The organism is Bacillus sp. FSL W7-1085 (genome assembly GCF_038595035.1).
GTDB lineage: Bacteria > Bacillota > Bacilli > Bacillales > Bacillaceae > Bacillus > Bacillus altitudinis.
The window spans coordinates 2,500,964-2,525,723 of the sequence record NZ_CP152000.1 but is presented as its reverse complement, the minus strand read 5'-3'; the positions used below and the strand labels follow the sequence as shown (position 1 = coordinate 2,525,723).

At 42.4% G+C, this 24,760-nt stretch carries 20 protein-coding genes; 19 read left to right on the top strand and 1 reads right to left on the bottom strand.

Annotated elements, in window-relative coordinates:
* Positions 1–17: 17 nt before the first annotated feature.
* The 11 genes from ilvC to yihA all read left to right on the top strand — a co-directional run bounded on the left by ilvC (position 18) and on the right by yihA (position 14,818).
* A complete protein-coding gene (gene ilvC / locus MKY11_RS13010) occupies positions 18–1,046 on the top strand; it encodes a ketol-acid reductoisomerase (protein WP_007501581.1) in 1,029 nt (342 codons plus the stop codon).
* On the top strand, positions 1,033–2,586 hold the full coding sequence (locus MKY11_RS13005; protein ID WP_008342850.1) for a 2-isopropylmalate synthase: 1,554 nt from the start codon (positions 1,033–1,035) through the stop codon (positions 2,584–2,586). The genes ilvC and MKY11_RS13005 overlap by 14 nt, the downstream gene beginning before the upstream one ends.
* A gap of 18 nt (positions 2,587–2,604) precedes the next feature.
* Entirely contained in the window at positions 2,605–3,702 is a 1,098-nt protein-coding gene (leuB, locus tag MKY11_RS13000) for a 3-isopropylmalate dehydrogenase (protein WP_178896990.1), read from the top strand.
* Positions 3,703–3,744: 42 nt separating this feature from the next.
* Positions 3,745–5,160: a 3-isopropylmalate dehydratase large subunit gene (gene leuC / locus MKY11_RS12995; protein WP_041090960.1), complete on the top strand. Its 1,416-nt coding sequence runs from the start codon at positions 3,745–3,747 to the stop codon at positions 5,158–5,160.
* Positions 5,161–5,175: 15 nt separating this feature from the next.
* Positions 5,176–5,775 carry a 3-isopropylmalate dehydratase small subunit gene (leuD, locus tag MKY11_RS12990; RefSeq protein ID WP_008342843.1) on the top strand — a complete coding sequence of 200 codons (600 nt, stop codon included), beginning with the start codon at positions 5,176–5,178 and terminating at the stop codon, positions 5,773–5,775.
* A gap of 123 nt (positions 5,776–5,898) precedes the next feature.
* Complete coding sequence (ddcA, locus tag MKY11_RS12985; protein WP_008342841.1) at positions 5,899–6,906, top strand: DNA damage checkpoint antagonist DdcA; 1,008 nt, start codon at positions 5,899–5,901, stop codon at positions 6,904–6,906.
* 240 nt (positions 6,907–7,146) lie between these two features.
* Positions 7,147–8,421: a trigger factor gene (tig, locus tag MKY11_RS12980; protein ID WP_017358146.1), complete on the top strand. Its 1,275-nt coding sequence runs from the start codon at positions 7,147–7,149 to the stop codon at positions 8,419–8,421.
* A gap of 251 nt (positions 8,422–8,672) precedes the next feature.
* A complete protein-coding gene (gene clpX / locus MKY11_RS12975; protein WP_017358145.1) occupies positions 8,673–9,938 on the top strand; it encodes an ATP-dependent protease ATP-binding subunit ClpX in 1,266 nt (421 codons plus the stop codon).
* A 138-nt stretch (positions 9,939–10,076) separates the two neighbouring features.
* Positions 10,077–11,738 (top strand): ATP-dependent protease LonB, encoded by a 1,662-nt coding sequence (lonB, locus tag MKY11_RS12970; RefSeq protein WP_007501566.1) that lies wholly within the window; start codon positions 10,077–10,079, stop codon positions 11,736–11,738.
* 171 nt (positions 11,739–11,909) lie between these two features.
* On the top strand, positions 11,910–14,234 hold the full coding sequence (gene lon / locus MKY11_RS12965; RefSeq protein WP_096881697.1) for an endopeptidase La: 2,325 nt from the start codon (positions 11,910–11,912) through the stop codon (positions 14,232–14,234).
* A complete protein-coding gene (gene yihA, locus MKY11_RS12960) occupies positions 14,231–14,818 on the top strand; it encodes a ribosome biogenesis GTP-binding protein YihA/YsxC (RefSeq protein ID WP_007501562.1) in 588 nt (195 codons plus the stop codon). Before lon ends, yihA begins: the two co-directional genes overlap by 4 nt.
* Before the next feature lie 244 nt (positions 14,819–15,062).
* On the opposite strand, the gene MKY11_RS12955 is transcribed toward yihA, so the two are convergent.
* Positions 15,063–15,548, bottom strand: a complete 486-nt coding sequence (locus MKY11_RS12955; RefSeq protein ID WP_024718411.1) for a hypothetical protein — start codon at positions 15,546–15,548, stop codon at positions 15,063–15,065.
* Positions 15,549–15,788: 240 nt separating this feature from the next.
* Between MKY11_RS12955 and hemA the strand changes: the two genes are divergently transcribed.
* From hemA to ysxE, 8 genes are all read left to right on the top strand, one after another.
* Complete coding sequence (gene hemA, locus MKY11_RS12950; RefSeq protein WP_024718410.1) at positions 15,789–17,156, top strand: glutamyl-tRNA reductase; 1,368 nt, start codon at positions 15,789–15,791, stop codon at positions 17,154–17,156.
* 7 nt (positions 17,157–17,163) lie between these two features.
* Complete coding sequence (locus tag MKY11_RS12945) at positions 17,164–17,994, top strand: cytochrome c biogenesis protein (RefSeq protein WP_007501558.1); 831 nt, start codon at positions 17,164–17,166, stop codon at positions 17,992–17,994.
* A gap of 37 nt (positions 17,995–18,031) precedes the next feature.
* On the top strand, positions 18,032–18,967 hold the full coding sequence (gene hemC / locus MKY11_RS12940) for a hydroxymethylbilane synthase (protein WP_024718409.1): 936 nt from the start codon (positions 18,032–18,034) through the stop codon (positions 18,965–18,967).
* Positions 18,964–19,755 (top strand): uroporphyrinogen-III synthase, encoded by a 792-nt coding sequence (locus MKY11_RS12935; protein ID WP_008342826.1) that lies wholly within the window; start codon positions 18,964–18,966, stop codon positions 19,753–19,755. Before hemC ends, MKY11_RS12935 begins: the two co-directional genes overlap by 4 nt.
* Positions 19,752–20,723 carry a porphobilinogen synthase gene (hemB, locus tag MKY11_RS12930; protein ID WP_007501555.1) on the top strand — a complete coding sequence of 324 codons (972 nt, stop codon included), beginning with the start codon at positions 19,752–19,754 and terminating at the stop codon, positions 20,721–20,723. Before MKY11_RS12935 ends, hemB begins: the two co-directional genes overlap by 4 nt.
* A gap of 27 nt (positions 20,724–20,750) precedes the next feature.
* Positions 20,751–22,043, top strand: coding sequence for a glutamate-1-semialdehyde 2,1-aminomutase (gene hemL / locus MKY11_RS12925; protein ID WP_039167003.1), 1,293 nt, complete (start codon positions 20,751–20,753; stop codon positions 22,041–22,043).
* 330 nt (positions 22,044–22,373) lie between these two features.
* Positions 22,374–23,618 carry a LysM peptidoglycan-binding domain-containing protein gene (locus MKY11_RS12920; RefSeq protein WP_342501471.1) on the top strand — a complete coding sequence of 415 codons (1,245 nt, stop codon included), beginning with the start codon at positions 22,374–22,376 and terminating at the stop codon, positions 23,616–23,618.
* Positions 23,619–23,655: 37 nt separating this feature from the next.
* On the top strand, positions 23,656–24,687 hold the full coding sequence (ysxE, locus tag MKY11_RS12915; RefSeq protein WP_035391224.1) for a spore coat protein YsxE: 1,032 nt from the start codon (positions 23,656–23,658) through the stop codon (positions 24,685–24,687).
* The last annotated feature ends 73 nt before the right edge of the window (positions 24,688–24,760 follow it).

Sequence of the window (24,760 nt, the reverse complement as noted above, 5' to 3'; positions counted from 1 at the left end):
CAAAAGGAGAGAGTCAAATGGTAAAAGTATATTATAACGGTGATATTCAAGAAAACGTATTAAACGGTCAAAAGGTAGCTATCATTGGTTACGGGTCACAAGGTCATGCACATGCATTGAACTTAAAAGAGAGCGGCGTAGATGTCATTGTCGGCGTAAGAAAAGGCGGATCTTATACAAAAGCACAAGAAGACGGTCATCAAGTATTCACAGTAAAAGAAGCAGCAGCACAAGCAGATGTCGTCATGGTATTACTTCCAGATGAGCAGCAAAAGAAAGTATATGATGAAGAAATCAAAGATCAATTAGAAGCAGGGAATTCACTTGTATTCGCACACGGATTCAACGTTCACTTCCATCAAATTGTTCCTCCAAGTGACGTAGATGTGTATCTTGTGGCTCCAAAAGGTCCAGGACATCTTGTAAGAAGAACATATGAGCAAGGCGCTGGTGTACCTGCACTATTTGCTATCTATCAAGATGTATCAGGTCAAGCGAAAGACAAAGCACTTGCTTATGCAAAAGCAATCGGCGGAGCAAGAGCGGGCGTTCTTGAAACAACATTTAAAGAAGAAACAGAAACGGATCTATTCGGTGAGCAGGCAGTTCTTTGTGGAGGTCTTACTTCATTAGTAAAAGCAGGTTTTGAAACATTAACAGAAGCTGGTTATCAGCCGGAGCTTGCATACTTCGAGTGTCTGCATGAACTGAAATTGATCGTTGACCTTATGTATGAAGAAGGATTAGAAGGTATGAGATATTCCATCTCTGATACAGCGCAGTGGGGTGACTTCGTATCAGGACCACGCGTTGTGGATGCAAAAGTAAAAGAATCAATGAAAGCAGTCTTGACTGACATCCAAAACGGAACATTCGCGAAAGAATGGATTGTTGAAAACCAAGTGAATCGTCCACGTTTCAATGCGATCAATGCAAATGAAAATGAGCACCAAATTGAAATCGTCGGAAGAAAGCTTCGTGAAATGATGCCTTTCGTTAAACAAGGAAAGAAAAAGGAAGCGGTGAGCGTCGGTGCGAAAAATTAATTTTTTTGACACAACACTTCGAGATGGAGAGCAATCACCAGGAGTGAACTTAAATGCACAAGAAAAGCTAATCATTGCTAAGCAGCTTGAGCGCCTTGGGGTTAATATCATTGAAGCGGGTTTTCCCGCTTCATCCCGAGGGGATTTCTTAGGCGTACAAGAAATTGCAAGAACGATTAAGAACTGTTCAGTTGCAGGACTTGCACGATGTGTGAAAGGTGACATTGATGCTGCATGGGACGCATTAAAAGATGGAGCTCAACCAAGAATACACGTCTTTATTGCGACTTCTGACATTCACCTCAAGCATAAACTAAAGAAAACACGTGAAGAAGTGGTTGAACAAGCTGTTTCAATGGTGAAATACGCGAAAGAGCGCTTCCCAGTTGTTCAGTGGTCAGCAGAAGATGCATGCCGGACAGATCTTTCTTTCCTAGCAGAAATTGTAGAAAAAGTGATCGACGCAGGCGCAAGTGTCATTAACTTACCTGACACTGTTGGATACCTAGCACCAAAAGAGTACGGAAATATCTTTAAATATATGAAGGAACACGTTCCAAATATCGATCAAGTCATCTTGTCAGCACACTGTCATGATGATTTAGGAATGGCTGTAGCGAACTCACTTGCTGCCATTGAAAATGGAGCAGATCAAATTGAAACAGCTGTCAACGGTATTGGAGAGCGCGCAGGAAATGCTGCTTTAGAAGAAATTGCAGTTGCCCTTCATATTCGCAAAGACTTTTACCAAGTCGAATCAACCATTCAGTTGAATGAAATTAAGCGCACAAGTGATGTAGTGAGCAAATACTCAGGTATGATTGTACCGCGTAATAAAGCAGTCGTTGGAAACAATGCATTTGCCCATGAATCAGGTATTCACCAAGATGGATTCCTCAAAGAAAAAACAACCTATGAAATTATCTCTCCAGAGCTTGTAGGCGTCACAACAGATGTGCTTGTCCTTGGTAAACACTCCGGAAGACACGCGTTTAAAGACCGCTTAAAAACACTCGGCTTTAAATTGACTGAAGAAGAAATCAATAAGTTCTTCGAAACGTTTAAGAACTTAACAGAGAAGAAGAAAGAAATCACAGATGATGATTTGATCTCTATTATATTAGAAGAAAAAGTAGCAGATCGTAAAATTGGCTATGAATTTGAAAGTCTTCAAGTTCACTATGGGACAGAGCAAATGCCGACAGCAACAGTCTCTCTTAAAAATCAAGAAACGCAGGAAGTCATTCAAGAAGCAGCTACAGGTGCAGGCAGTGTAGAAGCTGTGTACAACACGCTTGAGCGCTGTATGGAGGAAAGAATTCATTTGCTAGATTATCGTATTCAATCCAATGGAAAAGGCAGAGACGCACTAGCGGAAGTATATGTCACTGTTTCAATAGAAGGAAAAGAAACAGCAGGACGCGGTGTAGCGCAAGATGTGCTGGAAGCATCGGCTAAAGCTTACGTCAATGCAGTGAATAGACATTTAATCTTTAAATCAAACCTAATAGAAATTGAGAAACATCACGCCATCTCATAAGAAAGGAGGAAGGGACTCATGAAAAAGAAAATTGCACTTTTGCCCGGCGATGGAATCGGACCGGAAGTCGTCACATCAGCCGTCGCTGTCCTGAAAGAGACAGCGGCTCAATTTCAACACGAATTTGAATTCGAAACAGCTCTCATTGGCGGTATAGCGATAGATGAAAAAAACAATCCGCTCCCTAAAGAAACAGTAGAAGTGTGCAAAAGCGCAGATGCGATTTTATTAGGAGCCGTTGGCGGACCAAAGTGGGATCAAAACCCGCCAGAACTTCGCCCAGAAAAAGGCTTGCTCTCCATTCGCAAGCAGCTGGACTTATTTGCGAACATCCGCCCTGTCAAAGTATTTGATAGCTTGAGTGAGGCTTCACCGTTAAAACAAGATCACATTAACGGAGTAGATTTCGTCATCGTTCGTGAATTAACTGGAGGCCTCTACTTTGGCGAACCAAGTGAGCGCTACACGGATGATGAAGGAAAAGAAGCTGCGGTTGATACACTTCTTTATACAAAGGAAGAGATTGTTCGTGTATTAAAAGAAGCGTTCGACATGGCGTTAACGAGACGGAAAAAAGTAACGTCTGTGGATAAAGCGAATGTTCTCGCTTCGAGTAAACTATGGCGGGATGCGGTAGAAGAAGTTGCATCCCAGTATCCAGATGTCGCATATGAGCACATGCTCGTCGATAATGCCGCGATGCAGCTGATTTATAAGCCCGCTCAATTTGATGTCATCGTGACAGAGAATATGTTTGGTGACATTTTAAGTGACGAAGCATCTATGATTACTGGCTCACTCGGCATGCTGCCATCTGCTAGTTTATCAAGCACCGGCCTTCATTTATATGAGCCGATTCATGGTTCAGCACCCGATATTGCGGGGCAAAATGTCGCAAACCCTCTGGCTACTATATTGTCAGCAGCCAGCTTGCTTAGAACATCCTTTGCTCTAGAAGAAGAAGCGGCTGCAATTGAAGCAGCTGTGGAAGCCGTTCTTGCCTCTGGCAAACGAACAAAGGACCTAGCAGCAAAAGAGGGAACGTATGAAACGACTGATGATATCACGAAAGCCGTTGTAGATGCACTCAAACAACGTACGAAAACCATTGTATAAATAGAAATCTTGTTGAATTAGGTAGAGGGAGGAAAAAGGGTTATGCCTCGAACAATCATCGAAAAAATATGGGATCAGCATGTTGTCAAAAATGGCGAGGGAAAACCAGACCTTTTATATATTGATCTGCACTTGGTGCATGAGGTGACGTCACCTCAAGCATTTGAAGGATTAAGACAAAAAGGGCGCAAGGTGCGAAGACCACAAAACACATTTGCGACGATGGATCATAACATTCCGACTGTGAATCGATTTGTGATCAAAGATGAGATTGCGAAGAAGCAAGTCAGTGCTCTAGAGCGCAACTGTGCTGAATTCGGGGTCCGTCTAGCTGACCTTCACAGTGTAGACCAAGGAATCGTTCATGTCGTTGGACCAGAGCTTGGTTTAACACTTCCGGGTAAAACAATCGTGTGTGGAGATAGTCATACATCTACTCATGGCGCATTTGGTGCACTTGCCTTTGGGATTGGCACAAGTGAGGTTGAGCATGTGCTTTCCACACAAACACTTTGGCAGCAGCGTCCGAAGACACTAGAAATTAGAGTAGACGGAACGCTTCAAAAAGGGGTAACAGCCAAAGATGTCATTTTAGCAGTCATTGGCGCGCATGGCGTGAAGTTCGGTTCAGGTTATGTCATTGAATACACTGGGGAAGTATTCAGAAACATGTCAATGGATGAGCGGATGACCGTTTGTAATATGTCAATTGAAGCAGGCGCAAGAGCAGGATTGATCGCACCGGATGAAGTGACCTTTGAATATTGCCGCGGACGCAAATACGCACCGCAGGGTGAAGATTTCGAAGCAGCGATCAAAGAATGGAAAGAATTAAGAACAGATCCGGGTGCGACCTATGATAAAACCATTGTTTTAGATGGAAATCATATTTCACCAATGGTCACGTGGGGAATTAACCCAGGAATGGTGCTCCCTGTGGATGCAGCAATTCCAGGACCTGAAGATTTTGCACAAGAAGATGACCAAAAAGAAGCAAAACGTGCTTATGAATACATGGGGGTTCACCCGCATCAGCGTATTGAAGATATTACGATTGAGCATGTGTTTATTGGCTCATGTACGAACTCAAGAATGACTGATTTACGCCAAGCCGCTTCTATGATTGAAGGACAAAAAGTAGCTGATCATGTCAGAGCGATTGTGGTTCCTGGCTCACAAAGTGTCAAACTGCAAGCAGAAGAAGAAGGTCTTCATAAAATTTTCCTAGAAGCAGGATTTGAATGGAGAGAATCTGGCTGTAGTATGTGCCTCAGTATGAATAACGATGTGGTGCCAGAAGGTGAACGCTGTGCATCTACATCAAACCGTAACTTTGAGGGACGTCAAGGGAAGGGTGCAAGAACGCATCTTGTCAGCCCGGCAATGGCTGCAATGGCTGCCATACATGGCCGATTTGTCGATGTCAGGAAGTTTAATCAAGAGAAAACAGTCGTGTAAGGAGTTGTGTCATAGATGGAGCCTTTAGTCACTCATAAAGGAAAAGCCGCTGTGCTTAACCGTATAAATGTAGATACAGATCAAATCATTCCGAAACAATTTTTGAAAAGAATCGAACGAACAGGATATGGCCGATTTGCCTTTTTTGACTGGCGATATTTGGCAGATGGTAGTCCGAATCCAGATTTTGAACTCAATCAGCCGATTTATGAAGGAGCCTCTATTTTGATCGCAGGCGAAAACTTTGGCTGCGGATCATCAAGGGAACATGCGCCTTGGGCACTTGATGATTATGGATTCAAAATTGTCATTGCCCCATCTTTCGCCGATATTTTTCATCAAAACTGTTTTAAAAACGGGATGCTTCCAATTCGTCTTGATTATGATGTGTGGAAAACGTTTGCTGCATCATATGAAAACAAAGGATATGAAATGACAGTTGATCTGGAAAAACAACAGATTCAAGACCATGAAGGGAATGTTACTCCTTTCGATGTAGATCCACACTGGAGAGAAATGCTCCTGAATGGCTATGATGAGATTTCATTAACATTGTTACTAGAAGATGAGATTCAAGCATTTGAAGAAAAACGTAGCAGCTGGCTGCGTGCATAAACAACGAGAAGCCGTCCCCGTGGTGTGACGGCTTCTTTTTTGCATGAAAACCTCTCGTTACTTGTGTTTACTAACCTTCGTTGGTAAACTGATAAAAAATATGCGCCCGAAAGGAACGTAAGCATGAAACATGACAAGAAGAAAGATAATGTCATTTTGTTTCCTGGTCTGAAAGAAAGACTGATTGAAAAAGGAATGGCAGCATTAAAAGATAAACAGTATCAAGAGGCGCTTCACTTATTTTCAGAAGCGAAATCGTATGATGACGATGAAGAATCCGATATTCATCTCGGTATGGCGATTTGTTTTCTAGAGCTTGGTGAGCTGCAGGATGCAAAGCGAGTCTGTGAAAAGATGCTACATGAAGGATATGGCCACTATTTCACTGTGCTTCAAGTATATATGACCATCTTAATTCAGCTGAAAGAGTACGAGGAAGTCAAACAAACAATTGAGGCAGTCCTTGAAGAAAATCACCTTCCAGCAGAAAGCGCGGAGCATTTTTATAAGCTGCTTGAATTTAGCAGAAAGATGATTGAATCACCAGAAGAGATTTTAGACGAAGACGAGGAAGGCAGCGGAGAAATCAATATAGATGAAATGCTCGAGCGGCCAGAAGAGCAGGTGCAGTTCATCCATTCGCTGAAAGACCGAAACATCACGCCGCATATGGGTCTATTAAATACGATCCTACAAAAGCCTGATGGAAACCCTTTGGTCAAATCATTGATCCTGCAACTTCTGTCAGATCATGATGTGGCAAAGCCGGTTCATGTGACGAAGTTCGGTGATTCTTTAACGCTTGTTCCTTCTGAGGCTGTCAAGCCAGAGCAAATGCCACTGCTTCAGCAAGTCCTTCGAAAGCTCGATGACACACTCGGCAATGAGAACCCAACCCTTTACCAAGGAGTTGAAGAGTTATGGCGCCGGCACTTATTTGTGCTATATCCATTTCTTCCTAAATATACGGATCCGAATCTTTGGGCTGCGGCACTTCATAAAGTCGGCTATGAAATGCATGGAATCGAGATTGACCTCGAAGAATTGCATTTATTGTATGATTTTAACGAACGAGAGCTGAGAGAAGCTTGTACAATGCTGAAAGATATTGAAGAAATTTCTTATTTGTAATTTGTCGATTTAGTTGAAAGACGGACTTGTTATGTTATAATATAATGGTTGTATTTGTGCATATATCGTGCGGTTGTAAGATTCCAACGGTTGAAAGACGTTATGTATAATCAAGTCAAATGTTGTATACATAAGACCGCTTCTTTAGCGGAGTGCGTGGTTTTTGATTGGACGAAGTCTTTATGATGCTTTAGAATGTAACAACGCACAATCTGAATAGATTTTTGGAGGGAAACACACATGTCAGTAAAATGGGAAAAACAAGAAGGTAACGAAGGTGTCTTAACAGTAGAAGTTGACGCTGAAACATTTAACAAAGCACTTGATGATGCATTTAAGAAAGTAGTTAAGCAAGTATCAATCCCTGGATTCCGTAAAGGGAAAGTACCACGTGGTCTTTTCGAGCAGCGTTTTGGAGTAGAATCTCTTTATCAAGATGCACTAGATATTCTTCTTCCAGTTGAATATCCGAAAGCAATCGACGAAGCTGGTATCGAGCCGGTTGACCGCCCTGAAATCGATGTTGAGAAAATCGAAAAAGGCGAAAGCTTAATCTTCACTGCAAAAGTAACAGTGAAGCCAGAAGTAAAACTTGGTGACTACAAAGGTCTTAACGTAGAAAAAGACGACACATCTGTATCTGATGAAGATGTCCAAGAAGAGTTAAAAGCTATGCAAAACCGTCAAGCTGAGCTTGTTGTCAAAGAAGAAGGCGCAATCGAAAACGGCGATACAGTTGTTCTAGATTTCGAAGGATTCGTTGATGGAGAAGCATTCGAAGGCGGAAAAGCTGAGAACTACTCTCTTGAAGTAGGTTCTGGTTCATTCATCCCTGGTTTCGAAGAGCAATTGGTTGGTCTTGAAGCAGGTGCAGAAAAAGACGTTGAAGTGACATTCCCAGAAGAATATCATGCTGAAGACCTTGCAGGTAAACCAGCTGTATTCAAAGTGAAAATTCATGAAATTAAAGCAAAAGAACTTCCAGCACTTGACGATGAGTTCGCTAAAGATGTTGATGAAGAAGTTGAAACGATTGCTGAATTAACTGAAAAAACGAAGAAACGTCTTGAAGAAGCAAAAGAAAACGAAGCAGAAGGCAAACTTCGTGAAGAGTTAGTAGCAAAAGCTTCTGAAAATGCGGAAGTTGACGTTCCTCAAGCGATGGTTGACACTGAGTTAGACCGCATGATGAAAGAATTCGAACAACGTCTTCAAATGCAAGGGATGAACCTTGAGCTTTACTTCCAGTTCTCTGGACAAGATGAAGATGCGCTAAAAGAGCAAATGAAAGAAGATGCTGCTAAACGCGTAAAATCTAATCTTACTCTTGAAGCAATTGCTGCTGCAGAAGACCTACAAGTGTCTGATGAAGAAGTGGAAGAAGAACTTTCAAAAATGGCTGAAGCATACAACATGCCAGTTGAAAATATCAAACAAGCGATCGGTTCTACTGAAGCAATGAAAGAAGATTTAAAAGTTCGTAAAGCAATTGATTTTCTTGTAGAAAACCGTTAATATGGTGCATAATAATAAAACAGGGCGCGAGTGACTCGTGCCTTGTTTTGTACAATTTTTGACTTATCATCGCTTCTTTTGGAAACGATAGTGTAAGTCGCATCTTTCTGTCATACATATCTCAATGTGCAGTGTTACAAACACATCATTACCGTCTTTTAGGAAAGTATGGTAAAATGCATACATACTGGACCCAGAAGGGTAGCTGACTGTTAGCTACAGGCAAGTGAAGAAGAATAAGGGGTGAAAGAATGTTTAAATTCAACGAGGAAAAAGGTCAATTAAAATGCTCGTTTTGCGGAAAAACGCAAGATCAAGTGCGTAAACTGGTCGCAGGACCTGGCGTATATATATGTGATGAATGTATCGAGCTTTGCACGGAAATAGTTGAAGAAGAGCTCGGTACTGAGGAAGAAGTTGAATTCAAGGATGTTCCGAAACCTCATGAAATCCGGGAGATTCTTGATGAATATGTCATCGGACAAGAGAATGCGAAGAAATCCTTAGCTGTAGCGGTTTATAACCATTACAAGCGGATTAATTCCAACAGTAAGATTGATGATGTTGAGCTTTCGAAAAGTAACATTTCTATGATTGGACCTACAGGAAGCGGTAAAACATTACTTGCTCAAACGCTTGCACGTATTTTAAATGTTCCATTTGCGATTGCAGATGCGACGTCTTTAACAGAAGCAGGTTACGTTGGGGAAGACGTAGAGAATATTTTACTAAAGCTGATCCAAGCAGCAGATTATGATGTAGAAAAAGCTGAAAAAGGCATTATCTACATCGATGAGATCGATAAAGTAGCAAGAAAATCAGAAAACCCTTCTATCACCCGTGATGTATCTGGGGAAGGTGTACAGCAAGCCCTTTTGAAAATTCTTGAAGGAACAGTCGCTAGTGTACCGCCTCAAGGTGGACGTAAGCATCCTCATCAAGAATTCATTCAAATTGATACAACAAATATCCTCTTCATTTGTGGTGGAGCCTTTGACGGCATTGAGCAAATCATCAAACGCCGCCTAGGTCAAAAAGTCATTGGATTCGGTGCGGAAAATAAAATTGAAGATCTTGAAAAAGAAGTCCTTCTATCAAAAGTTCTGCCAGAAGACTTACTTCGCTTCGGTTTAATCCCAGAATTCATCGGTCGTCTTCCGGTTATTGCAAGCCTAGAGCCGTTAGATGAAAAAGCACTTGTAGAAATCTTGACGAAGCCTAAAAATGCGCTCGTTAAGCAATATACAAAAATGCTTGAGCTTGATGATGTTGAGCTTGAGTTTGAAGAAGATGCTCTTAGCGAAATTGCGAAAAAAGCAATTGAGCGTAAAACAGGAGCTCGTGGTCTTCGCTCCATCATTGAAGGCATCATGCTTGATGTGATGTTTGATCTTCCATCTCGTGATGATATTGAGAAATGTGTCATTACTGGTGAAACGGTTGCTGATGGTGAGCCGCCACGTCTTGTCTTAAAAGACGGTACAGTCGTGAATAAAGATACAAAAACATCAGCATAAGCCCATTTGATGACTCCTGAATCTTTTGATTCAGGAGTTTTTTATTTATCGTGGAAGTTGTGTTTATTCCGTCCAGCTCTAGGAAATACTAGCAGACAGAAACCAATACATAACGATAGATGAAGGAGGGAGCACCGATTGAGCTGGACAGGAATCGTATTATTCATACAACTGTTCTTTGGTATCGTCATCGGGTTGTACTTTTGGAACTTACTGAAAAATCAGCGCACACAAAAGGTGACGATCGATAAAGAATCGAAGAAAGAAATGGAAGCACTCAGAAAGATGCGATCCATTAAACTGAGTGAACCTTTATCAGAGAGAGTCCGGCCAAAGGGGTTTCAAGATATTGTAGGGCAGGAAGACGGTATACGTGCACTTAAAGCTGCCCTGTGTGGACCGAACCCGCAACATGTCATCGTCTACGGGCCGCCTGGTGTTGGAAAAACAGCTGCTGCCCGTCTAGTGATGGAAGAGGCGAAGCGTCACGCTGATTCACCATTTAAAAAAGATGCAGTATTTGTTGAGCTTGATGCCACAACGGCAAGATTTGATGAACGAGGCATCGCAGACCCCTTGATTGGTTCCGTACATGATCCCATTTATCAAGGAGCAGGAGCCATGGGACAGGCAGGCATTCCGCAGCCGAAACAAGGAGCCGTCACACATGCTCATGGGGGCGTTCTCTTTATCGATGAAATTGGAGAACTGCATCCGATTCAAATGAACAAAATGCTTAAAGTGCTAGAAGATCGAAAAGTGTTTTTAGATAGTGCTTATTACAGTGAAGAAAATACGCAGATCCCGAATCACATCCATGATATTTTTCAAAATGGGTTGCCTGCTGATTTCCGACTGATTGGCGCCACGACAAGAACACCGGACGAAATTCCGCCGGCTATTCGATCAAGATGTTTGGAGATTTTCTTCAAGGATTTGGATCAGCATGAGCTGAAAATTGTTGCAGCTAAAGCAGTCGAGAAAATACAGAAGGAATTAAGTGACGAAGGACTGAACCTGTTAACATCCTATGTGAAAAATGGACGTGAAGCGGTCAACATGGTACAGATCGCCGCAGGTATGGCTGTCACTGAAAACCGAAAAGATATTACGATCGCCGATGTAGAATGGGTCATTCATTCAAGCCAGCTGACACCAAGATATGAACAAAAAGTACCGGAAAAGCCAAAGGTAGGAGTAGTAAATGGTCTTGCCGTGTATGGACCGAACAGCGGGGCTCTACTTGAAATTGAAGTGAACATTTGTAAAGCGCTTGAAAAAGGCAGTATCAATATTACTGGTATTGCAGAAGAAGAAAGCATCGGCAATCAGTCGAAATCAATCAGACGGAAAAGTATGGCGAAGGGCTCAGTTGAAAATGTCTTAACCGTGCTTCGAAACTTAGGCATACGAACAAATGAATATGATATCCACATTAATTTTCCGGCTGGTGCCCCGATTGATGGGCCATCTGCTGGAATTGCGATGGCCACAGCCATTTTCTCAGCCATTCATCAAATTCCGATTGATCATTTAACGGCGATGACCGGTGAGATTGGATTACAAGGTCAGGTGAAGCCGATCGGCGGTGTCATACCAAAAATCAAGGCAGCCAAACAAGCGGGTGTCAAAACAGTGATCATCCCTTATGACAATCAGCAGTCGATCTTAAAAGAGATTGAAGGGGTTACGATTGTGCCTGTGAAGCACTTCCAAGAAGTGCTGGATCAGTGTTTGGTCAATCCGCCAGATGAGAAGAAAGATGGACTAGAAGAAGAAATGAAAAGGAAATCTGTTTAATCCCCATCTCATATGGGGATTTTTTAGTGAAATAGATCTTTTTTTCTTTTTCAAGATAAAAAGAAAGGGTATACTACGGTAAGATCATCATTTCTCAAGTCTTTTACATTGTACAAGACTGAAACAGGTATATTATAATGATTCATACTAGTGACGGAGGTGTCTATCAACATGGCAGATGAAATCAAAAAGAATGTTCCGCTCCTTCCGCTGCGAGGCTTGCTTGTTTATCCAACAATGGTCTTGCATTTGGACGTTGGGCGCGAAAAGTCTGTTCAAGCATTAGAACAGGCGATGATGAACGATCATATGATTTTTCTAGCAACACAGCGGGAAATTTCAATAGATGAACCAGGTGAAGAGGAAATTTTCAAAGTCGGCACCTACACAAAAATTAAACAAATGCTGAAGCTGCCAAATGGAACGATCCGTGTGCTCGTCGAAGGCTTAAATCGAGCGCAGATCGAATCCTACATGGAGCTAGAAGACTATACGTCAGTCGATATTAAAGAGTTGACAGAAGAAGAATTAAAGGACGCAGAAGCAGAAGCACTCATGCGCACTTTGTTAGATCACTTTGATCAGTACATAAAAATTTCAAAAAAAATCTCAGCTGAAACATATGCAACGGTGACGGATATTGAAGAACCTGGAAGAATGGCGGATATCGTCGCTTCCCACCTTCCTTTGAAATTAAAAGACAAGCAAGAAGTGCTGGAAACAGTCGATGTCAAAAAACGGTTGAATCGGGTCATCAGTCTCATTCACAATGAAAAAGAAGTGCTAGAGATTGAAAAGAAAATTGGCCAGCGTGTCAAACGTTCAATGGAGCGAACGCAAAAAGAATATTATTTGCGCGAACAAATGAAAGCTATTCAAAAAGAGCTTGGAGACAAAGAGGGGAAAACAGGCGAAGTCAGTACGCTTATGGCTAAAATTGAAGAGTCCGGCATGCCAGATTCCGTTCGTGAAACGGCTTTAAAAGAACTGAACCGTTATGAAAAAATCCCTTCAAGCTCTGCTGAGAGTTCTGTCATTCGCAATTATATTGATTGGCTGATCAATCTGCCGTGGGGCACTTATACAGAAGATCGTCTAGATTTAAAGCTTGCAAGCGAAATTTTAGATGACGAGCACCACGGGCTTGAAAAAGTAAAAGAGCGGGTACTCGAATATCTTGCTGTTCAGAAACTGACAAATTCATTAAAGGGACCGATTCTTTGCTTGGCAGGACCTCCTGGGGTAGGGAAGACGTCACTTGCTAAATCCATTGCCAAATCACTCGATCGAAAGTTTATCCGTATCTCTCTTGGCGGTGTACGTGATGAATCTGAGATCCGTGGTCATCGAAGAACCTATGTAGGTGCGATGCCTGGTCGTATCATTCGCGGGATGAGCAAGGCGGGCACGATGAATCCGGTCTTTCTTTTAGATGAAATTGATAAAATGTCTTCTGACTTTAGAGGAGATCCGTCTTCTGCGATGCTTGAAGTGTTAGATCCAGAGCAAAATCATAATTTTAGCGATCATTATATTGAAGAGACATTTGATTTGTCTCAAGTCTTATTTATCGCAACTGCCAACAATTTAGCAACCATTCCAGGTCCACTTCGTGATAGAATGGAGATTATCACGATTGCAGGGTATACGGAAGTTGAAAAAGCAGAAATTGTGAAAGATCACCTTCTGCCGAAGCAGCTAAAGGAGCACGGATTAAAGAAAGGGAACTTGCAGCTTCGTGAAGCAGCGATTTATGATATGATTCGCTATTACACAAGAGAAGCAGGAGTCCGCGGGTTAGAGCGTCAGCTTGCGGCGATTTGCCGAAAAGCGGCAAGAGCAATTGTGGCTGAAGACCGCAAACGCATCACAGTGACGGAAAAAAACTTATCTGAATTCCTCGGAAAAAGACTTTACCGTTATGGTCAGGCGGAAACGACAGATCAGGTCGGCGTTGTCACAGGCCTTGCATATACCACAGTTGGCGGAGACACCTTGTCCATCGAGGTCTCACTCTCGCCGGGTAAAGGCAAGCTTTTGCTAACAGGTAAGCTCGGTGATGTCATGAGAGAATCTGCGCAGGCGGCATTCAGTTATGTTCGTTCAAAAGCAGATGAACTGAACATTGATCCTCAATTTAATGAAAAGCACGATATTCACATCCATGTTCCAGAGGGTGCGGTTCCAAAGGACGGGCCATCAGCTGGTATTACCATTGCGACGGCTCTTGTATCAGCACTCACAGGACGTCCTGTTTCAAAAGAGGTTGGCATGACAGGAGAAATTACGTTAAGAGGAAGAGTGCTTCCGATTGGCGGATTAAAAGAAAAAGCATTAGGCGCACATCGTGCAGGACTGAAAACGATTATTCTTCCAAAAGACAATGAGAAGGATATTGATGATATTCCTGAAAGTGTGAGAGAAGGATTAACTTTTATTCCGGTTTCACATTTAGATGAGGTGCTTGAGAAAGCGTTAGTAGGAGAGGGAAGATGAAAGTAACAAAATCAGATATCGTCATTAGTGCGGTGAAACCAGAGCAGTACCCGAGCGGGGGACTGCCTGAGATCGCACTTGCTGGACGATCAAATGTTGGAAAGTCCTCGTTCATTAACTCATTGATTAATCGGAAAAATTTAGCGCGTACGTCTTCTAAACCAGGAAAGACCCAGACGCTTAATTTTTACATTATTAATGATATGCTCCATTTTGTGGACGTCCCAGGTTATGGCTTTGCAAAAGTATCAAAAACAGAGCGCGAAGCATGGGGGAGAATGATCGAAACGTATATTACAATGCGTGAAGAGTTAAAAGCAGTCGTCCAAATTGTGGATCTGCGTCATAAGCCATCCGCAGATGATGTGAACATGTATGAATTCCTTAAATACTATGGAGTTCCTGTGATCATTATTGCGACAAAGGCCGATAAAATTCCAAAAGGCAAATGGGAAAAGCATGCGAAAGTCGTCAAACAGACACTCGACATCGACCCATCAGATGAATTAATCCTTTTCTCTTCTGAAACAAAAAAGGGAAAAGATGAAGCATGGAATGCGATTCTTGCGAAGATTAACAGTTAAAAGAAAGGCATCTGCACATAGCAGATGCCTCAGCGTGAAGACAAACCCTCGCATTCGTTGTCAGTCCTGCGTGCTGGTGCTCACGAATGACATATTCGCTCCGCGCCAGTACTCGTCCTTCCTAGACTGCAAAGGTTTTCTATCACGCTGAAAAGAAGACAAATGGCTAAAATCAAGTTCATTTTAGCCATTTATCAACATTCTAAGGCATCTGCACAATGCAGATGCCTTTTTATTGTATAAGTTATTTCCTTTTTAAAAATAATAAGAGGAGACTGACGGCAATCAATACATATGGCCAGTACAATTCAAAACCGGAAGTAGGGATCGAAAGTGTGCTAAGTTGCTTTGTAATTTGTTGAAAGAAATAAAGGAATAGACCGAGTGCAATGAGAACAACACTTTCTATTCGATATTCCTTTTTCTGTGATGATTTCATCAAAAGCGCGAGGCCGACGATGAACACAATCATCGTAAATGTATCTGGCCAGTGTTCTAATTTCGGCTGAAGGATAAAGTGTAGCGCAAGGCCTGTCATGAGCATACCGATAAACACATGAGAGGTTTCCTGTTCCTTCTTTCCTTGATATAAGAAAGCAAGGCCAAAAAGCAGTACAAGTGTATACCATTTCTCCTGATCTTTCCAAATGTCAAATTGATCTCCTGAGAGAATGGCATATAGTGCTACAGCCAGCAAAGTGAGCGGCAGCAAAATAGATTTCTTCTTCAAAGATGTCACCTTCTTATAAGCAGATCATTTGTCCGCACGCGCCAAATCTGGTAAATTGCTTGAAGTGATGATATGGCATTCGATGTCGAACATTTTTCTACTATATCACAACATTTTTGAAATCTGTTCACAATTTTTATCCAGTTAAAAATGAATATATGTTATAATCATTATAAATAATAAATTCTATATTGTAATTATTATAAATTAGACAGGGCGTTGGGGGTGCAAGCTGAAGTTATGCATATTCTTGTTGTGGGTTTAGATTATAAAACAGCCCCTGTTGAGATACGGGAACAGCTGAGCTTTGAACCGAGCGAGCTCGGAACAGCGATGTCCAAGCTTAAAGAAGAAAAAAGCATTCTAGAGAATATCGTCATCTCAACATGTAATCGAACAGAGATCTACGCAGTTGTAGATCAGCTTCATACTGGTCGGTTTTATATAAAAAGATTTTTAGCAGATTGGTTCGGTTTAGAAAAAGAAGATGTCTCTCCATATTTGAAGTTTTATGAAAATGATGGAGCGGTTGAGCATTTATTCCGGGTTGCCTGTGGACTTGATTCTATGGTCATTGGTGAAACACAAATACTCGGTCAAGTGCGCTCAAGCTTTAAAGTCGCTCAAGAGGAGAAGACCATTGGTACCGTTTTCAATTATTTGTTTAAGCAGGCGGTAACAGTTGCGAAGCGCTCTCATGCGGAAACAGATATTGCGTCTAATGCTGTATCTGTCAGCTATGCGGCAGTGGAACTTGCCAAAAAAATCTTTGGACGTCTTTCTGATAAACATGTCCTTATTCTTGGTGCGGGTAAAATGGGCGAGCTGGCGGCTCAAAACCTTCAAGGTCAAGGGATTGGCCAGGTAACAGTCATCAATCGAACGTTTGAAAAGGCCAAAGAACTGGCCGGCCGCTTTTCAGGAGAGCCTAAGAGCTTGAATCAATTAGAAAAAACTTTATCTGAAGCGGATATTTTAATTAGCTCTACTGGGGCTAAACAATTTGTGATTACAAAAGAAATGGTCGAAAAAGCGAACAAACAGAGAAAAGGCAGACCTCTATTCATGGTGGATATTGCAGTACCACGTGATTTAGATCCAGCTATTTCTGAAGTAGAAGGTGCTTTTTTGTATGACATTGATGACCTTGAGGGCATTGTGGCAGCTAACCTGAAAGAGCGCCGTGCAGTAGCTGAAGAGGTGGAGCTTCTCATCGAAGCTGAAATTGTGGAATTTAAGCAATGGCTTAATACGCTCGGAGTGGTTCCTGTGATTTCTGCTTTAAGAGAAAAAGCACTCTCGATTCAAGCGGATACGATGCAAAGCATCGAACGAAAGCTTCCAAACCTCACAAATCGTGAAATGAAGCTGTTAAATAAACATACGAAAAGCATCATCAATCAAATGCTGAAAGATCCTATCTTAAAGGCCAAAGAAATTGCCGGGGAGCCGAATGCAGAGGAAAAACTTTTACTCTTTAAAGAAATCTTTGATTTACAGGTTGAAGATGAAGAGCAAAAGGCAGAGCCGATGCAGGTGGAGCAAGGGGCATTTCAGCTGTTTAAAACAAATATGGCACAAGGCCTTGCTACAGTTGCCAGTGAGTGATTAGGCGATGATGGAATCCATTGTAGCGAGACTAGGTGAAGCGACGACCTTGATCTATGCACTCAGTGTCTTGTTCTATTTCATAGATTTTCTTCAACACAACCGGAAGGCTGGAAAAATGGCTTTCTGGTTGCTTTCTATTGTCTGGCTGCTGCAAACAGTCTACATGTTTTATATTATGATGGAAACAGACCGATTCCCTGTGTTGAATGTAGCAGAGGGGTTATATTTTTATACGTGGGTGCTTGTGACATTGTCACTTGTTTTGACAAAAGTATTACGCGTTGAATTTATTGTCTTTTTTACAAATGTGATTGGTTTTTCCATGATGGCGATTCACACCTTTACACCATCCGATCTTCATTCTGCCGAACTGACGGGAAAGCTGACGAGTGAGCTGCTCGTCATTCATATTACGATGGCCATTTTATCATACGGCGCTTTTTCACTTTCATTTGCTTTTTCACTACTCTACCTATTTCAATATCGTTTGCTGAAAAAGAAAAAATGGGGAAAATGGCTTTTGAGAATTGAAGACTTATCAAAGCTTGATCATATGGCGTATGTCTTAAATATTATTGGCGTACCGATGCTCTTGCTTAGTTTAATTCTTGGCATTATATGGGCATATATTTCGTATGATACGTTGTACTGGACAGATGCAAAGGTGCTCGGTTCGTTTATTATGCTGTTTTTATACGGCTTTTACTTATACATTAGACTGGTGAGAAATATGCAGGGCAAAATCGTGGCGCGATGGAATGTCGCTTCATTTCTTGTGCTGATGATCAATTATTTTCTGCTTGGTAGCTTATCAACCTTTCATTGGTTTCAATAATGATGAGTCTTAAGGGCATTGTCGGGAGGAAGACGTAATGCGTACAATTAAAGTAGGTTCTAGACGAAGCAAACTTGCGATTACACAAACAAAATGGGTCATTCAAAAGTTGTCTGAACTAAACCCTTCTTATTCTTTTGAAATTAAAGAGATTGTGACAAAGGGTGATCAAATTTTAGATGTGACCTTATCAAAGGTTGGCGGAAAAGGTCTGTTTGTTAAAGAGATTGAACAGGCAATGCTGAACCATGACATTGACATGGCGGTACACAGCATGAAAGATATGCCGGCCTCTCTTCCGGAAGGTTTAGTCATCGGCTGTATTCCTGAGCGTGAAGATGTGCGGGATGCATTGATTTCAAAGGATCATCTCCGTCTTCATGAACTGCCAAAGGGAGCGGTTGTGGGAACGAGCAGCTTACGGCGCAGTGCCCAGCTTCTTCAGGAGAGACCAGATCTTGAGATTAAATGGATCCGTGGAAACATTGATACGAGACTTGAAAAACTGAAAAATGAAGAATATGATGCGATTATTCTAGCGGCTGCCGGATTGTCTAGAATGGGCTGGAGTCAAGAAGTCGTGTCGGAATTTTTATCTCCTGATACTTGCCTTCCTGCTGTAGGGCAGGGCGCATTGTCGATAGAATGCCGAGGAGATGACGAAGAGCTATTGCAGCTGTTAGCTCAATTCACAAATGAGTATACAAAGAAAACGGTCCTTGCTGAAAGAGCTTTCCTTCAACAAATGGATGGAAGCTGTCAAGTGCCGATCGCTGGTTACGCAACGATGAATGAGCGTGATGAAATTGAATTGACAGGTCTTGTGGCATCTGCGGATGGGCATACGATTATTCGAGAAACCGTAACAGGTACTGATCCTGAGGCAATCGGAACAGCATGTGCGAAGCAGATGGCTGATAAGGGAGCAAAGGATTTGATCGACAAGGTGAAAAAGGATCTGTCTTCCCAATGACGATAGCCAAATCGCTTTACGGACAGACGGTGCTTGTCACTCGAAATGAACGTCAAGCGGGTGCGTTTCAGCAGAAAATTGAAGCGCTGAACGGCCATGCTGTTTTAACCTCTCTTATCAGGTTTGAGCCAACGCTGACAAAAGAAAAAGCGAAGGCATTTTTAGAAGATTTAGAAGCAAGCCATTGGCTTGTGTTTACGAGTGTAAATGGTGCGTCTTTTTTTCTCAGTTATATAGAGAAGCATCAATTACATCAAAGCTTATCCCACTTGAAAGTGGCGGCCGTAGGTGAAAAAACATCTGCCTATCTGATGCAGCACGGCTTAAAAGTGGATGTGGTTCCAGAACGTTTTATAGCAGAAGAACTGGCAGATGCTTTAATTGAACATGTACACCCAGAAGAATGTGTCTTTGTAGCAAAAGGTCACCTGTCACGAGATGTGGTGAAGAATACCCTCGTTCCGCTTGGCATTGACGTAAAAGAGTGGATTATATATGAAACAGTGAAGGATGAGGACGGAATTATCGCACTCAAGTCGGCAATGATGGAGCAATCATTTGATTTTATTACATTTACAAGCTCCTCCACTGTTCATTCTTTTATGCACGCCATGGAGGCTGATATCGATAGATTAGCTGCATCAGACACATGTTTTGTGAGCATCGGTCCTCTTACACAAGAGGCACTGCTTCAATACGGGATTTCTTCTGAAACCCCAGATACTTATACGATAGACGGGATGCTTGATTTGATGTGCCGTTTATCTGAAAGGAAGTTGAACCAATGATGAAATTTAACAGACACCGCAGATTGCGTACAAGCGCAGGAATGAGAGAATTGGTGAGAGAAACATTTTTAAGACCCTCTGATTTCATTTATCCCATCTTTTTTGTAGAGGGAGAGAATGTCCGGAAAGAAGTCCCTTCAATGCCGGGTGTCTATCACATTTCAGTTGATCTTGTGAAAGAAGAAGTCCAAGAGCTTGTTGACCTTGGGATTAAATCTATCATTGTTTTTGGGGTACCAGACCATAAAGACCATGTAGGCAGTGAAGCTTATCACGATCATGGGATTGTTCAAAGAGCAACGCTTGAAATCAAAAAGCATTTCCCAGAGCTTGTGGTCATTGCTGATACTTGCTTATGCCAATATACAGATCACGGACATTGCGGAATCGTTGAAGATGGAGAAATTTTAAATGATGAATCTCTTCAGCTCTTAGCGAAAACTGCTGTCAGTCAGGCTCGTGCAGGTGCAGATATCATTGCTCCATCAAACATGATGGATGGCTTTGTTATCGCAATTCGTGAGGCGCTTGATGAGGCCGGCTTTGTTCATGTGCCTGTGATGTCATATGCTGTGAAATATGCAAGTGCTTTTTACGGTCCGTTTCGTGATGCGGCGCATAGCACACCGCAGTTTGGAGATCGTAAAACGTATCAAATGGACCCTGCAAACCGCTTAGAAGCACTGAGAGAAGCGCAGTCTGATGTAGAAGAAGGCGCTGACTTCCTGATCGTGAAGCCGTCACTTTCATACTTAGATATCATGCGTGATGTGAAAAATGAATTTACACTTCCTGTTGTTGCGTACAATGTGAGCGGAGAGTATGCAATGGTGAAAGCAGCAGCTCAAAATGGCTGGATTTCTGAAAAAGAGCTTGTTCTTGAAATGCTGACTAGCATGAAACGTGCAGGCGCAGAATTAATCATTACGTATCATGCAAAAGATGCAGCGAAATGGCTCTCAGAATAAAGAACGGATAGACAGGAGGACATTGAAATGGGACGTAGCTATGAAAAGTCAAAGCAAGCATTTAAAGAAGCGCAGCAGTTAATGCCGGGTGGTGTGAACAGCCCTGTGCGCGCATTTAAATCAGTCAATACAGACCCGATTTTTATGGAACGAGGCAAAGGCGCAAAAATATACGATATTGACGGAAATGAATATATTGATTACGTCTTATCGTGGGGACCGCTTATTTTAGGTCATACGAATGACCGTGTGGTTGAAAGTATTCAGCGAGTAGCTGAACATGGTACAAGCTTCGGTGCTTCTACTTTAGTTGAAAATGAATTAGCTAAGCTTGTATCAGAACGAGTTCCTTCTATTGAGGTCATTCGTATGGTCAGCTCTGGAACAGAGGCGACGATGAGTGCGCTTCGTCTAGCACGTGGTTTTACAGGCAGAAACAAAATTGTGAAATTTGAAGGCTGTTATCATGGCCACGGTGATTCTTTGCTCATTAAAGCTGGTTCGGGTGTGGCAACGCTTGGACTTCCGGATAGCCCTGGTGTCCCTGAAGGTACAGCAAGCAATACGATCACCGTTCCATACAATGATTTAGAAAGCATCAAAGTCGCTTTTCAAGAATTTGGAGACGACATTGCAGGTGTCATTGTAGAACCAGTTGCAGGAAATATGGGGGTTGTCCCTCCGCAAGAAGGTTTCTTGCAAGGATTGAGAGACATCACTGAGCAATATGGCTCTTTACTCATTTTTGATGAGGTCATGACAGGCTTCCGTGTGGATTATCATTGTGCACAAGGCTATTTTGGCATTACGCCTGATCTGACATGTCTTGGTAAAGTCATCGGAGGTGGCCTGCCAGTTGGTGCTTACGGCGGTAGAGCGGACATTATGAGACAAATTGCGCCAAGCGGCCCGATTTATCAAGCAGGAACGTTATCCGGTAACCCGCTTGCGATGACAGCAGGTCTTGAAACATTAAAACAGCTGACACCTGAGTCTTATGAAGAGTTTAGACGCAAAGGAGATCGTTTGGAAGAAGGCATTTCAAAAGCGGCGAAAGCACATGGGATTCCATTAACATTTAACCGTGCCGGTTCCATGATCGGATTCTTCTTTACAAACGAACAAGTCGTCAATTACGATACAGCGAAAACAGCTGACCTCGCTTTATTCGCTGAATTCTACAAGGAAATGGCTGATCACGGCATCTTCCTTCCACCTTCACAATTCGAAGGGCTGTTCCTCTCAACTGCTCATACGGATGAAGACATCGAGTATACAATTGAGACAGTTGAAAAGGTATTTCAAAAATTAGCTCAGTAACCAAAAGCCGATATGGAGACATATCGGCTTAGATCGTTGACAAAGGGTTAAAATGAACTTTATTTTAGCCCTTTGTCTTCTTTTCAGCGTGAAAGAAAACCTTTCAGTCTAGGAAGGACGAGTACTGGAGCGGAGCGAATTTGACATTCGTGAGCACCAGCGCGCAGGACTGACACCGAATGCGAGGGTTTGTCTACACGCTGAGCCGATATGGAGACATATCGGCTTTTTGCTTTGCATAAAACCAATCATATTTTCACCGCCTTCTTCATACACCTGTATTGACATCTAATTTTATTTTGAAGGATTAGATGAAAGGAGGACACCGACTTGTCTCAAAATAATCGTTTACAGTTTTCGGTAGAAGAGTCCATTTATTTCAAAAACGGACAGGAAGTCAGTGAGCTACTGTCAATTTCTCTCGATCCTGACATTCTCGTTCAAGAAGTGAATGATTATGTTTCCATTAGAGGTTCACTCGAGCTAACAGGAGAATACAACATAAATCAAGAGGAGCTAATGGGTGAATCCAGTTCCTATGCATCATACAGGCAGGCTGATGAGGTGAAGGTAAGAGAGGACGGAACGGCGGAGCTGCTGCATCAATTTCCGGTGGATATCACGATCCCCAAGAACAAAATTAGTCATTTAAATGATGTATTTGTGTTTATTGATGCATTTGATTACCAGCTGACAGAAAGCCGTTTGCTCACGATTCAGGCTGATTTGGCCATTGAAGGTCTGTTAGATGAAGGAACGCCTGAACCACTTGTAGAAGAGCCATATGAATTTGTCCATCGTGCTGAAGAGGAATATGGCGATGTCACCTATGAATATCAGGCGCAGCCTGAATATGAAGAGCAAGAAATGTTGCCACGTGAAGAGCATGAAGAAAATGCAGAACAACAGGCCGCTTTGCAACATGAAGCGCGAACTGAACAAGAAGAGGATGAAATAGACATCGAGACGGTGATGGTGGAAGAAGCAGAAGAAGAGGAGGAATATGAGGAAGAAGAAGCCGTGGCGCTTGGGTATCGTTCCTTCCCAGAAGCTCAAGTACAAGAGCCGCCATTCTTTGACCCGCCTAAGCTTTTAGAAGAAGAAGAGCGGGATGAGACGTTCTTTGAGGTGGAAGTGAGGAAAGACCCTGAAGCAGAGAGCAAGGAAGAAGAAGAGCCGCCAGCTTATCCAGCCTTTGAATCACCTACTTATCAGATGGAACAGACGCAGGAAGAGCGGGATGACAGCTATCAGTTCGAACGATTATATGAACGTGAAGCACCAAAGGTGTATGAATCAGCTCAAGAAGCTGAGGAGTTTGAACATGACCAGAGAGAAGCGTCTGGCAGTGAGAATTCTCTTTATTTAACGAAGCTGTTCGCTAAGCAGGAGGAGGAAGATTTTTCTCGCATGAAAATATGTATAGTTCAGCAAGAAGATACGGTCGATCGTATTTGTGAGCGATATCAGTTGAATGTGCAGCAGCTCCTTCGAACGAATTCATTGTCGGTGGATGCAGAGCTTGAAGAAGGGCAGATTCTTTATATTCCTGAATATCAAAAAAGCAACGCATAGTATGAGATGATGGACCGAGAAAATGTGGTGAGAGAACGTGGATGAAATCCAATCTGTCCTATACGAATACGGGCTTGAGGCTGAATATATCGAACCTGTCAGTCCAGCTGTCGTTAGAGTGTATACAAAGCAGGGCGTATTTGCACTAAAGCGGGTAAAGCCCCATCGACACATGCAGTTTACAGAGCAAATGCTTGAACTAGAATCAAAAGGCTATCGCTCCTTTGTGCCAATTTATCGCACGAAGAGCGGTTCCTTTTTCTCAAATCATCGAGAAAGCCAGTACACGTATTATCTCATGCCATGGCTGACCAATGAAAAGAGAGAAGAGCAGGACGATAAACATGAATATTTATTTCAAGAGATTGCAAGACTTCATAAACGAACAGAAGTCATGATGGACATTACTGAGCAGGAAATAGAGGCTCACTACACCCAAATGAAAAGCAAATGGGAAACAGAGAAAGACATGTATGAACGATTTATCGAGCGGGCAGAACAAACATGGTATATGTCGCCATTTGAGCTGGCTGCTGCTATGTATTTTTCAGAAGCGATGTCTGCAAGTGAATTTGCACTTGAACGTTTAGAGGATTGGCATGAGGAAATGAAAGACCAAGAGACGACACGTATTGTGTTAAACCATGGGCAATTGTCGATCCATCACTTTTTGTACAATGATGTAGGTACAGGACATTTCACCAATTTTGAGCGGTCCAAAAAGGCTGCCCCCATTTATGACCTTTTGACCTTTTACTATCGCACATTCAAAACCTACCCTACTCCTTGTCCTGAATGCACATCTTTGTTTTATACGTATCAAAAGGGAAATAAACTTCGTGAGGAAGAGATTCATTTGTTCTTGAGCTACCTCGCTTATCCGCAGAGTTTGTTTGATACGGTGAAAGCCTATGAAGCAGGCGGACAGGATGAGATGGAAAGTTGTCAGGAGCTGTTAAGGGCGTATTGGCAAATGAAAAATTCTGAGCCGACCGTCATGAAAATACACGAAATTGAGCAGGCTAGACGCCTTGAAGAAGAACAAAACGCCTCGTCATCAGAAGAGTGACGAGGTTGTTTGCTGTTGCGCTATGAAATGTCTAACGAGGGACCTATACATAAGAGTGAGCCTGCAGCTTTCA